This is a genomic window from Marinomonas pontica, from assembly GCF_026191375.1.
GTDB classification, from domain to species: Bacteria; Pseudomonadota; Gammaproteobacteria; order Pseudomonadales; family Marinomonadaceae; genus Marinomonas; species Marinomonas pontica.
Window position 1 is genome coordinate 134,652 of the sequence record NZ_JAODTL010000041.1, and the last position, 11,332, is coordinate 145,983.

The 11,332-nt window shown below is 44.9% G+C and carries 9 protein-coding genes and 1 pseudogene; 6 read left to right on the plus strand and 4 right to left on the minus strand.

The features are described from left to right. Positions 1–3 precede the first annotated feature (3 nt). The 4 genes from N5P32_RS10875 to N5P32_RS10890 all read right to left on the minus strand — a co-directional run bounded on the left by N5P32_RS10875 (position 4) and on the right by N5P32_RS10890 (position 4,588). The gene (locus N5P32_RS10875; protein ID WP_265729094.1) at positions 4–1,002 is read right to left on the minus strand and encodes an ABC transporter permease; all 999 of its coding nucleotides are present in this window, start codon (positions 1,000–1,002) and stop codon (positions 4–6) included. Next, a complete protein-coding gene (locus N5P32_RS10880) occupies positions 996–2,510 on the minus strand; it encodes a sugar ABC transporter ATP-binding protein (RefSeq protein WP_265729095.1) in 1,515 nt (504 codons plus the stop codon). Before N5P32_RS10880 ends, N5P32_RS10875 begins: the two co-directional genes overlap by 7 nt. A gap of 237 nt (positions 2,511–2,747) precedes the next feature. Continuing rightward, positions 2,748–3,743: a rhamnose ABC transporter substrate-binding protein gene (gene rhaS, locus N5P32_RS10885; RefSeq protein ID WP_265729096.1), complete on the minus strand. Its 996-nt coding sequence runs from the start codon at positions 3,741–3,743 to the stop codon at positions 2,748–2,750. Positions 3,744–3,805: 62 nt separating this feature from the next. Then, the gene (locus tag N5P32_RS10890; RefSeq protein ID WP_265729097.1) at positions 3,806–4,588 is read right to left on the minus strand and encodes a DeoR/GlpR family DNA-binding transcription regulator; all 783 of its coding nucleotides are present in this window, start codon (positions 4,586–4,588) and stop codon (positions 3,806–3,808) included. Positions 4,589–4,823: 235 nt separating this feature from the next. Here N5P32_RS10890 and N5P32_RS10895 point away from each other — a divergent pair, with 235 nt between their 5' ends. The 6 genes and pseudogenes from N5P32_RS10895 to N5P32_RS10920 form a co-directional block, all read left to right on the plus strand. Continuing rightward, on the plus strand, positions 4,824–6,914 hold the full coding sequence (locus N5P32_RS10895; protein WP_265729098.1) for a bifunctional rhamnulose-1-phosphate aldolase/short-chain dehydrogenase: 2,091 nt from the start codon (positions 4,824–4,826) through the stop codon (positions 6,912–6,914). Between the two features lie 37 nt (positions 6,915–6,951). Then, positions 6,952–8,244 (plus strand): L-rhamnose catabolism isomerase, encoded by a 1,293-nt coding sequence (rhaI, locus tag N5P32_RS10900; RefSeq protein WP_265729099.1) that lies wholly within the window; start codon positions 6,952–6,954, stop codon positions 8,242–8,244. A 205-nt stretch (positions 8,245–8,449) separates the two neighbouring features. Beyond that, positions 8,450–9,568, plus strand: a complete 1,119-nt coding sequence (gene bglB / locus N5P32_RS10905; RefSeq protein WP_265729100.1) for a beta-galactosidase BglB — start codon at positions 8,450–8,452, stop codon at positions 9,566–9,568. Positions 9,569–9,634: 66 nt separating this feature from the next. After that, positions 9,635–10,621 carry a TRAP transporter substrate-binding protein gene (locus tag N5P32_RS10910; RefSeq protein WP_265729101.1) on the plus strand — a complete coding sequence of 329 codons (987 nt, stop codon included), beginning with the start codon at positions 9,635–9,637 and terminating at the stop codon, positions 10,619–10,621. Beyond that, the gene (locus N5P32_RS10915) at positions 10,621–11,139 is read left to right on the plus strand and encodes a TRAP transporter small permease (RefSeq protein WP_265729102.1); all 519 of its coding nucleotides are present in this window, start codon (positions 10,621–10,623) and stop codon (positions 11,137–11,139) included. The genes N5P32_RS10910 and N5P32_RS10915 overlap by 1 nt, the downstream gene beginning before the upstream one ends. A gap of 2 nt (positions 11,140–11,141) precedes the next feature. Continuing rightward, positions 11,142–11,332 (plus strand): annotated as a pseudogene (locus N5P32_RS10920) (hypothetical protein); the annotation flags it as partial.

The following is an 11,332-nucleotide window of genomic DNA, read 5'->3' on the forward strand; positions in this document are numbered from 1 at the left end:
CCTCTAATTAGCTCGTATTTCATCATTTGCATTGGGATTACGTAAGATAATCCGCGCTTTGTCTTTATCAGATGTGGCATTAGCAATGACGGCGATAATAATCACCAAACCTGAAATGGCCATTTGCCAAAACGGTGAGACACCAATAATTGGCAAGGCGTTATTCACCACGCCGATAAACAAAGCGCCAATCACACAGCCCACCACAGAGCCCAAACCGCCAACAATACTCACACCACCAATCACGCACGCCGCGATTACTTGCAGTTCAAAACCATTTGCTACATCCACATAGGCCACTGCAAAACGCGATACCCACAAATACCCGCACAAACCGGACAAGGTACCGGACACTAAGAAGGCATAAAACTGAACCTTACCCACGTTCACACCGGAATAGAAAGCAGCCATAGGATTGCCACCAGCCGAATAAAAATTACGCCCCCATACACTGAACTTCATTGCCCAGAAAAATAGAATAATGGCGGCAATGGCCATCCAGCCAAGCACGGGCATAGATAAAATTTCATAGCGGGGCAAGCCTATAAAAGACTCGCTCATTTGATGAGAATTCACCCACGCACCGTCTGATAATAAAAACGTCGCGCCGCGATAAATACTCATGGTTCCGAGAGTAATAACAATAGAAGGCACTTTTAATAGCCAAACAAATAAGCCATTAATCGCCCCCAACAAAGCGCCAATAAACAGCGATAAAAATATCAATAATGCCATAGGAAGCTCTGGGAAATATTGATTCACCATGGCGACAAACATGCCAGTAAATGCCACGTTGGCCGCCACAGACAAATCAATGCAACGGGTTAGAATCACCAACATTTGCCCCAGCGCTAGCATGATCAGAATCGAAGTATCATTGAAAATACTGGCACTGTTCGACAGGCTAATAAAATCAGGGCTGATCACGCCAACACCAAAAAACATCGCCAGCACAATGATACTGAGCACGCCTTCACGGGAGTAAATTAAACGTTTTAGCATGTCACACTGCCTCCCGTGGCAAGAGAAACCACCTTCTCAGGTGTCGCGTCAGCACGTGATAACTCACCGACAATTAGACCTTCGTTCATCACCAATATACGATCAGACATACCAAGGATTTCTGGCAACTCCGACGACACCATGATCACAGACAAGCCAGAATCCACCAGCTCAGACATAAACTCATGCACCGCGGCTTTCGATCCTATATCGATGCCTTTGGTTGGCTCGTCCAAAATAATCACTTTCGGGTTAGTGGCGAGCCATTTGGCGATAACGACTTTTTGCTGATTGCCGCCTGAGAGGTTCATCACCTTTTCATCCCAACAAGACGCTTTAACCTGCAAACGCTCACAATATTGGCGAGCCAGCGCCATTTCGCCTTCTTGGTCGATTTGCCCATGCTTCGCTAAACGTTCCATCTGCGGCAAACTAACGTTCTGATAAATGGGTAATTCAAGCACTATGCCTTGTTTCTGACGCTCTTCTGGCACATACACAATGCCGTTATCGATAGCCTCTTTGGGTGAGTGAATGATCACTTCTTTGCCATTCATTTTAACTGAGCCAGTCACATGATCCGTGGTACCAAACAAAGCCTGCATCACTTCCGTTCGGCCCGAACCTACCAGACCATAGACGCCAAGAATCTCGCCTTTTTCCAGATTAAAGCTAATATCGGCAAATTCCGTTGTGTGGCATAAGTTACTCACTTCTAAAAGTGTTTCACCAATTTTTACGTCTTTTTTGGGGTACGTTGCTTCGATACTGCGCGCCACCATCATTTCCACCAACTGTGCTTCGTTCGTGTCTTTGATAAAACCTTCGCCCACAAAACTGCCATCGCGGAACACGGTATAGCGATCCGCCAAGGTAAAAATTTCATCAAATTTGTGGGTTATAAAAAGAATCGCTTTGCCTTGATCTCTTAAAGTATTTACCAATTCATAAAGTTCATGAATTTCATGATGAGACAACGCCGCTGTTGGCTCATCTAAAATCACCACTTTGGCATCAACAGACAAAGCGCGAGCGATACCGACCATGTGTTTTTGGCCAATACTTAATTCGCGTAAGATTTGATTAGGATCCATCTGAGCGTTAATAGAGGATAAAATTTCTTGTGAACGCGTCACCATCGCAGGCCAATCAATGGAAAAACGTTTGGTCATCGGGCCTTTTTTCATTGGGTAATTGCCCAAAAAGATATTTTCCGCCACCGTCAGATCATCAAACAACACGGTTTCTTGATGGATCGCTGTAATACCTAAAGCATGGGAATCATGAGGGGAGTGAAACTGCACAGGCTTACCGTTAAAAATAATTTCCCCACCATCCGGCTGATAAATGCCAGTCATGGTTTTTACTAGAGTCGATTTACCTGCGCCGTTTTCACCGATCAAAGCGGTCACTTGGCCAGGATAAAGGTGAAGATCGACACCATCCAGCGCTTTCACGCCTGGAAAAACCTTACTCACCTTTTTTAGACTAAAAATTGCATTGTTCATAACGGCTGCTCTTATTGTTATTCATTATGACATTATTGAACGAGTAACCCCCCAACCTAGCCCTCCCCTTCATAAGGGGAGGAAACAAAAGCTCTTAGCTCCTCCCCCTGCTAAGGGGGAGGTTGGGAGGGGGTCTGTTCTAAAGCCCCACCCTAGCCCTCCCCTTCATAACGGGAGGGAATAAAAGCTCTTAGCTCCTCCCCTGCTAGGGAGGGGCTGGGAGAGGGTCAATAGCTACTAGAAAATTGAAGAGAATTCATCAACGTTTGAAGCATCGTAGATAAAGGGCTTCGCCATTGCGCCGTCACCATTTTTGTCTACTTCAAGCGTACCCATACGACCCATTGGAATCTCGGTTTTCGTACCTTTACCTTTCACAAGGTTGTAAGCCAGCATGGTTGCTGAATAGCCAAGATCGATTGGGTTCCAGATAGCAAAGCTATGAATGGCACCACTATGCACATGACCTGCTAATTCAGAAGGTAGGCCCAAACCTGTCACATAGACTCTGCCTGTTAATCCCAAATCGCTAACAGCTTGCGCTGCGGCCAAAATACCAACGGTAGTTGGTGCCACGATGACATCTAGATCTGGGTGATTTTTGATCAAGGCAGTGGCTTCACGGAAACTCTTATCCGCTAAGTCATCACCGTAAACCGTATCGACAAGTTTTAGGTTAGGGAATTTGCTAAGGGATTTTTTCATCTCACCAATCCAAATATTTTGGTTGGTCGAGGTTGGCGTTGCGCTCAGGATGGCAAAAGTACCAGACTTTTTGCCTTTAGCTTTGATGGCATCAGCAGCAAGTTGCACATTCATTTCACCAATTAGGCTGTTACTAGAAGGGTTCAAATGGATTTGGCGACCGTCTTTGCCAACACCAGAATCCCAAGAAATGACTTTGATACCGCGCTGTTGCGCTTTTTTCAAGGAAGGAACCAAGGCATCCGCATCGTTTGCTGATACGGCAATAGCATCAACACGTTGTGCGATTAGTGAGTTGATGATTTCAATCTGGCCTTCAGCTGTGGTCGAAGTTGGCCCAGTGTAAATAATCTCCACATCGCCTAACTCTTTTTTAGCTTCTTCTGCACCGCGGTACGCCGCTTCGAAAAAACCAATACCTAATGCTTTCACTAACAACGCCACTCGAACCTGATCCGCTGCATACGTACCAGAAGCAAATAAAGTTGCAGAAGCCAACACACATGCCGTGATGAGTTTATTTTTCATAATTATCTCCAAGAGCGCGCTCATCATCACACAACAGGAAATTGTTGGATCAGAGACGCGGTTTATTGTTTTTGTTTTTCTACTATGATCAAACGACAGCCTGCCGATTCGATCACTTCTTTACTCTTGTTATCTATTCCATCATCCGTGATGACGATATCTATCTGTGATAAAGGACAAATGATCATACTTGATCGGTTTTGAAACTTTGTACTATCAACCAAAAGCACCCGCTGATCTGCTCGATTTATCAGTTTCATCACCGCTTGTACGATTTGTGGGTCTGTCTCCATCACACCATGAGAATTAACACCGTATGCACCAATAAAAAGAATGTCAGCGTACGTGTGATTGGAAATATCATTCGGAAACGGACTCAAAATAATGTTCTGCTCCCGATGGATTTTGCCACTCGGCACGGTCACGCTGCATTTACTCTTTTTAATCAATTGATCAGCAATAGAAAACGAATTGGTCAGCACTTGCAGCTTTAAGCCACGCATATACTCAGACATAGCCGATGTCGTTGTGCCACCGCTGATCATTATTGACATATTGTCCGATAATAAATCCACAGCCGCTTTGGCAATACAGCGCTTTATGTCCGTGTTAATCGTTTGACTAACCGAGTACGGCCGTCCCAATAAACTCACATCAGAAGGAGGATTAATGGCTTCCGCCCCTCCTCGCACCCGACGCAGTTTTCCTTCTTTATCCAGAAAGCTGATATCTCTTCGTACTGTTGCTTCGGAAGCACCTAACACATCTGCTAGATGCGCCACCGTCACAATAGGTCGAGCTTCTACTTCCGACAGGATCACTCTGTGCCTTTCAATCTCGTGCATCGATCATCCTCGATATTCAATATAATTTATTTTCAATCATTATCAAGCACTATCAATCAAAAAATAACTAAAAAGATAAAAAATGCTTGAAAATGATTATTTTTATTCTAGTATGAAGATTATCAATCATTCTAACCCGCTGATTGTGCATAACAAAAATAAATTTAAAGTCTTTGATAAACAGCCTGAAAACAACGTTTTAGGCTATTTAAAAGACGAAACTTGAGGTTAAACGATGTCTACTAACTTACTTCCCAACCTTTGGAACGATGCTGAAGCAGCTCTTCTAAGCGAACCAGAATTATTGCAATACCGATCGAACTTGCTTGGTTCTGACATGCGCGTGACCAATTACGGTGGCGGCAATACCTCAGCAAAACTGCAAATGGACGACCCTCTTACAGGCGAAGAAACCACCGTATTGTGGGTAAAAGGCTCTGGCGGCGACATTGGCTCCATGGGGTTAGATGGCTTTTCAACACTTTATATGGATAAGCTAAATCAGCTTTTACCGCTTTACCGCGGCGTAGAATTTGAAGATGAAATGGTAGCTTACCTGCCTCACTGTACTTATAACCTAAACTCCCGCGCCGCCAGTATCGATACACCACTTCATGCGTATTTGCCTTACCTTCATGTAGACCACCTTCACCCAGACGCGGTGATTGCTATTGCGGCAAGCAAAAACAGCAAACAACTTACAGAAGAGATTTTCAACGGCGAGATTGGCTGGCTTCCTTGGCGTCGCCCAGGTTTTCAGTTGGGCATGGATTTACATAAAATCGCCACTGAAAACCCACACCTGAAAGGTGTCGTCCTTGAAAGTCACGGCTTATTTACTTGGTCAAATGGCAACAAAGACTGCTACCTAAACTCACTGAACATTATTAACAAAGCGCAAACATGGCTAGAACAGAAAAGTGCTGGCAAAGCCGCTTTTGGTGGCGAATTATTTAAAACCTTACCAGACGACAAACGCCAACAAGTGGTTTCGAGCTTAATGCCACTCATTCGTGGTAAAACCAGCGAAAAACAACGTCAAATTGGTCACTTCAATGCGTCCGACGAAGTGTTGCAGTTCGTCAATTCTAAAGACTTAGACCGTCTCGCCAAACTTGGTACCTCTTGTCCTGATCACTTCTTACGCACGAAAATTCGTCCATTTGTGGTGGCTTATGATCCACAAAAAGACAACCTAGACGAAGTCATTGAGTCACTGGATAAAAGCCTTGCCGATTACCGTGACGATTACGCGGGCTATTACAACCGCTGTAAACGCGACAACAGCCCAGCCATGCGTGATCCAAACCCAGTGATTTACTTGATACCTGGCGTCGGCATGCTGTCTTTTGCCAAAGACAAAGCCACCGCTCGTATCGCAGGGGAATTCTACGTTAACGCCATTAATGTCATGCGTGGCGCAGACAGTGTGAGCGAATATGTTGGCTTGCCAGAACAAGAAGCCTTCGATATTGAATATTGGCTATTAGAAGAAGCCAAACTACAACGTATGCCAAAACCAAAATCCTTAGCAGGCCATATCGCTTTGGTGACGGGTGCAGCGGGCGGCATTGGCCTTGCGACGGCAAAACGTCTCGCCAAAGAAGGTGCCAATATCGTATTGATGGACATAGACGAAGACGCTCTGCAAACCGCTCAGGCGAATATGAACAGCGAATTTAGCAAAGATTGCGCGTCTAGTATCAAGATGGATGTCACCAACGAAGACGATGTTATCCGTGCAGTGAAACATTGCGCTGTTGCCTTTGGTGGTTTGGATATTGTTGTCTCCAACGCAGGCATCGCATCTTCTGCGCCATTAGAAGAAACCACTCTTGCTCTATGGAATAAAAACCAAAGCATCTTATCAACTGGTTACTTCTTAGTTGCTCGTGAAGCCTTTAGTCTGCTAAAACAACAGAACATGGGCGGCAACATGGTATTTATTGCCAGTAAAAACGGTTTGGTTGCCAGTGCAAACGCCAGCGCCTATTGCGTTGCAAAATCGGCTGAAATTCAGCTTGCTCGCTGTGTTGCTCTAGAAGGTGCACCGCTTGGCATTCGTTCAAACGTGGTCAACCCTGATGCGGTATTACGAGGATCAAAGATCTGGACAGGCAAATGGAAAGAAGAAAGAGCCAGTGCGTACAAACTGTCGACCGATGATTTAGAAGAACACTACCGCCAGCGCAGCATGCTGAAGCTAAATGTTTTCCCTGAAGACATCGCCGAGGCCATTTACTTCTTTGCATCTGATGCGTCGTCTAAATCGACAGGCAATATCCTGAATGTGGATGCCGGTCATGCGCCGTCATTTACTCGCTAGAACCTAGACAAAAAAGAACAATAAAAAAGGATTCACCATGAAACAACTTATTGATCAAAACTTGCTGCAAGAGCAAAACGCCAAACAAGAAGCAGCGGTTACTAGCGATTACAATGCGCTGGCGGAAAAACTGGATCGCTCCGGTGTGAAAATCGACACTATTTTAGAGCAAGCTAAGCAATTTACCGTCGCTGTTCCATCTTGGGGTGTTGGCACAGGTGGCACGCGCTTCGCTCGCTTCCCAGGCTTAGGCGAGCCACGCAATATTTTCGAAAAGCTAGATGATTGTTCTGTTATCCAACAACTGTCACAAGCCACTCCTGCCGTTTCTCTGCATATTCCTTGGGACAGACCAAAAGATCCAAAAGAGCTTCGCCAGTACGCAGAACAATACGGTTTGCACTTTGATGCGATGAATTCCAACACATTTCAAGATCAAATCGGTCAGGAAGAATCGTACAAATTCGGTAGTTTGACGCACACCAGCAAAGCCGTACGCGAACAAGCCATTGCGCACAATATCGATGTCGTCGAACTTGGCCAAAAGCTCGGTTCTAAAGCACTAACCGTTTGGGTGGGCGATGGCTCCAACTTCCCTGGCCAACAACACTTTAAAAACAGCTTCACGCATTATTTAGAAAGCATCAAAGAGGTATACAACAGCCTGCCAGACGACTGGAACATGCTGTTGGAACATAAAATTTTTGAGCCTGCATTCTACTCGACCGTGATTCAGGATTGGGGCAGCAGCTACCTTGCCGCGAAAGAAACCGGCGAGCGTTGTTTGTCTCTGGTGGATTTGGGCCACCATGCGCCGAACGTCAATATTGAAATGATCATTAGCCGTCTTGCGCAATTCGGCAAGCTTGGCGGCTTCCATTTCAATGACAGTAAATACGGCGACGACGATTTGGATAGCGGCTCTATCAATCCTTATCAGTTGTTTTTGATCTTCAATGAACTAACAGACATCCGCAGCCAAGATCCTGCGTACAGCCCATTTTACATGCTGGATCAATCACACAACGTGACCGACCCTGTGGAAAGTTTGATGTACAGTGCGGCCGAAGTGCAGCGCGCTTTTGTGAAAAGCTTATTAGTAGATCGCGAAGCCTTAACTCAATACCAAGAAGCAAACGACCCAATGATGGCACAGGCCAGCTTGAAGCAAGCCTATAACTTGGACGTTGAGCCAATCTTACAAATGGCCCGTTTACAGGCAGGTGGTGCCATCGACCCTGTTAGCTGCTACCGAGCAAGTGGCTACCGTGCTGCCGTCGCTAAGGCTCGTCCAGCAGATCCAAATAAAACTGGCTCAGGGATTGTGTAGTAAAACAGATAAAAAGAGCGAGCGATTAAAAAATATAGCTTTCAAATGAGGCTATATTTTTTTGATCAAATACATTTTAGAAACAATGTTTTATTAAAATTATTTAAAATAAAAATAAAATAAAATCATTTGTTTCAAGATAATGCCTTGTCGCTTATATTGAGTTAGCAGATGGCAAAGTACAAAAATAAGAAAAGGATTGAAAATGCATGAATTACTAAGAGAAAAGAAGCATGTTGTTTCACGCGATCAAGTCGTCGAGGCAATCGATCTTTTGACTCACAACCTCATCAATATTGAAGATACTACTGGTGACTTTCTACTACGTCTTGAAGACGGCCGAGTGATCGACACCAAAGGCTGGGCAGGCTGGGAATGGACCCATGGCATTGGCTTGTATGGCTTGTTTAAATATTGGCAAATAACCAATAATCCAGCCACGCTAAAAATCATTTACGACTGGTTCGAACAGCGCCTTAGCGAAGGCACGCCAACCAAAAATATCAACACGGTTGCGCCCTTTTTAACGCTGGCTTGTTTGCATGAACGTACGCCAAAAGAGTCCTGGATTCCTTATCTGGAAGAATGGGCAGAATGGGTCATGTACGAAATGCCGCGCGTACAAGAAGGCGGTCTTCAGCACATTGTTTATAACAGCGTGAACCACAATCAAATGTGGGACGACACCTTAATGATGAGTGTTTTACCGCTCGCTAAAATCGGTAAATTGCTCAATAAGCCTGATTATGTGGAAGAAGCAAAATACCAGTTTCTGACTCATATCCAATATCTGATGGATACCAAAAGCGGCCTATGGTTCCACGGCTGGACGTTCGAAGGCAACCACAACTTTGCCGAAGCCTTGTGGGCCCGCGGTAATAGCTGGATCACTATCGTCATTCCAGAATTCATTGAATTATTGGATTTGGCTGAAAACGATCCGATTCGCCGCTTCTTATTGTCTACTTTAGAACGCCAAGTCAAAGCCCTGAGCGAGCTACAACACAGTGACGGCCTCTGGCACACATTACTAGACGATAGCAGCACTTATCTAGAAGCCTCTGCCTCCGCAGGATTTGCCTATGGCATTTTAAAAGCCGTTCGCAAACGCTATCTCTCTGGTGACTATTTACCTGTTGCGGAAAAAGCCATCAAAGCGGTCTATGGCAACATTGACGCGCAAGGCGAGCTGCAAAATACCTCATTTGGTACCGCCATGGGCGACGATTTAGAGTATTACAAAAACATTAAAATCACCTCTATGCCTTACGGGCAAGCAATGGCGATTTTATGTCTTAGCGAATATTTGCGTCGCTATATCTAGCTGAGGTTAAAGGAAACTCCGCTATCAATTTCTTAAGAAAAAAATAAACATAAGAAGGATAAGAAAATGAAAACTAAACTATTTACCACAGCACTTACCCTAATTAGCTTAGGGCTAGCGTCGGCATCCGCTTACGCAGAGAACTTACGTTTTGGCTACGCGAGTAACGCGACACCAACCGTGGAAGCGATGAAGAAATTTGCCGAGTTGGTTGATCAGAAAACCAAAGGCGATGTCACTGTCACCTTTTTCCCTGACAGCCAATTAGGTGGCGAACGTGAAATGGTCGAGCTACTACAAGCGGGCCTACTGGACATGACCAAAGTCAGTGGCGGCCTAATGGAAAGCTTCGCTCCTGTGTATGGTGTCTTCTCTATGCCTTACTTGTTTGATAGCCAAGAGCATTTCTACAATGTAATGGATAACCCAAAAATCACCACACCGATTTATGAGTCATCAAAAGACGAAGGTATTTTGGGACTAACCTATTACGACAGTGGTGCTCGTAGCTTCTATACCTCAGAAAAAATCATCCGCAATGTCGAGGATCTAAAAGGTCTAAAAATTCGCGTCATGCAAAGCCCAACCTCCATTAAAATGGTCAAAATGCTGGGTGGCTCGCCTATCGCTATGGGCCAAGCTGATGTCTATTCGTCGATTCAACAAGGCGTACTAGATGGTGCAGAGAATAACGAGTTTGCCCTAACAATTGCCCGTCATGCCGAAGTAGCTAAGCATTACTCTTACGATGTGCATTCTCGTGTACCTGATATCGTTTTGATATCTAAAGCCACCATGGATCGCTTGACGCCAGATCAGCGTAAAGCGGTTAAAGAAGCGGCACAAGAATCTACAGAGTTCCAAAAGAAAGCATGGACAAAAGCCGTTAACGACGCAAAAACCATGAGTGAAAAACAATTTGGCGTCACCTTTTATTACCCAGATGTTAGCGAGTTTCAAGCGGCGGTTCAGCCGATGTATGACGAGCTAAAATCCGATCCGGCAAAATATAAGGTTTATCAGGCAATCCGCCAGCAAGCGGAGTCAAAATAATGCCAAAAATGAGACGTTTCTTAGACATCTGTCTAGGGACAACGTGTTCTTTCTTACTCCTTAGTATGGTCGTGATACTTAGCTGGCAGGTAATCAGCCGCTATGTATTCAACGACCCTTCGACTTACACCGAAGAGTTACTAAGGTTAGGATTGGTCTGGTTGTCTCTATTAGGAGCTGCTTATTCTGCTGGCCGCGGTTCTCATATGGCCATTGATCTACTGCGCGATATTTCGCGCGGTAGATTTCAAAAACTCCTTAAGATGTTAGTCCCTATCAGTTTTATTATCTTCAGCATCTATGTACTGATTCTGGGCGGTTTACACAGCATGCAAATCGCTTCGAAACAACTCACAGCTGTACTTCAAATGCCGATGTCGAGTTTTTACGCAGCTTTACCCGTCTGCGGAGTATTGCTGATTTTGTACGCTATTTTGAATTTGATTGATGTATTAAAAGAGCCAATAAACACCAAGACTGACTCTGATATCGATCAACCACTAAGCATGGGAGAATAAACATGGCGGGTGAAGCGAGCCTTGTACTCATTATTACGTTTTCTATCCTGTCTCTTTTGGGGTTACCACTGGCCATTTCCTTGGTTGCCTCGTCATTAGCCGCTGTCACCATGATGGTGCCTGTGGACATGGCACTGTTTACTTCTGCCCAAAAAATGGTGGCGAGCTTAGACAGTTTTTCTCTGTTAGCCGT

What these genes read in the sequence shown, in the direction of transcription:
- N5P32_RS10915 (WP_265729102.1), top strand. Translation starts at nt 10,621, where the DNA reads ATGCCAAAAATGAGACGTTTCTTAGACATCTGTCTAGGGACAACGTGT.
- N5P32_RS10880 (WP_265729095.1), bottom strand. Translation starts at nt 2,510, where the DNA reads ATGAACAATGCAATTTTTAGTCTAAAAAAGGTGAGTAAGGTTTTTCCA.
- N5P32_RS10890 (WP_265729097.1), bottom strand. Translation starts at nt 4,588, where the DNA reads ATGCACGAGATTGAAAGGCACAGAGTGATCCTGTCGGAAGTAGAAGCT.
- rhaS (WP_265729096.1), bottom strand. Translation starts at nt 3,743, where the DNA reads ATGAAAAATAAACTCATCACGGCATGTGTGTTGGCTTCTGCAACTTTA.
- rhaI (WP_265729099.1), top strand. Translation starts at nt 6,952, where the DNA reads ATGAAACAACTTATTGATCAAAACTTGCTGCAAGAGCAAAACGCCAAA.
- N5P32_RS10895 (WP_265729098.1), top strand. Translation starts at nt 4,824, where the DNA reads ATGTCTACTAACTTACTTCCCAACCTTTGGAACGATGCTGAAGCAGCT.
- N5P32_RS10875 (WP_265729094.1), bottom strand. Translation starts at nt 1,002, where the DNA reads ATGCTAAAACGTTTAATTTACTCCCGTGAAGGCGTGCTCAGTATCATT.
- N5P32_RS10910 (WP_265729101.1), top strand. Translation starts at nt 9,635, where the DNA reads ATGAAAACTAAACTATTTACCACAGCACTTACCCTAATTAGCTTAGGG.
- bglB (WP_265729100.1), top strand. Translation starts at nt 8,450, where the DNA reads ATGCATGAATTACTAAGAGAAAAGAAGCATGTTGTTTCACGCGATCAA.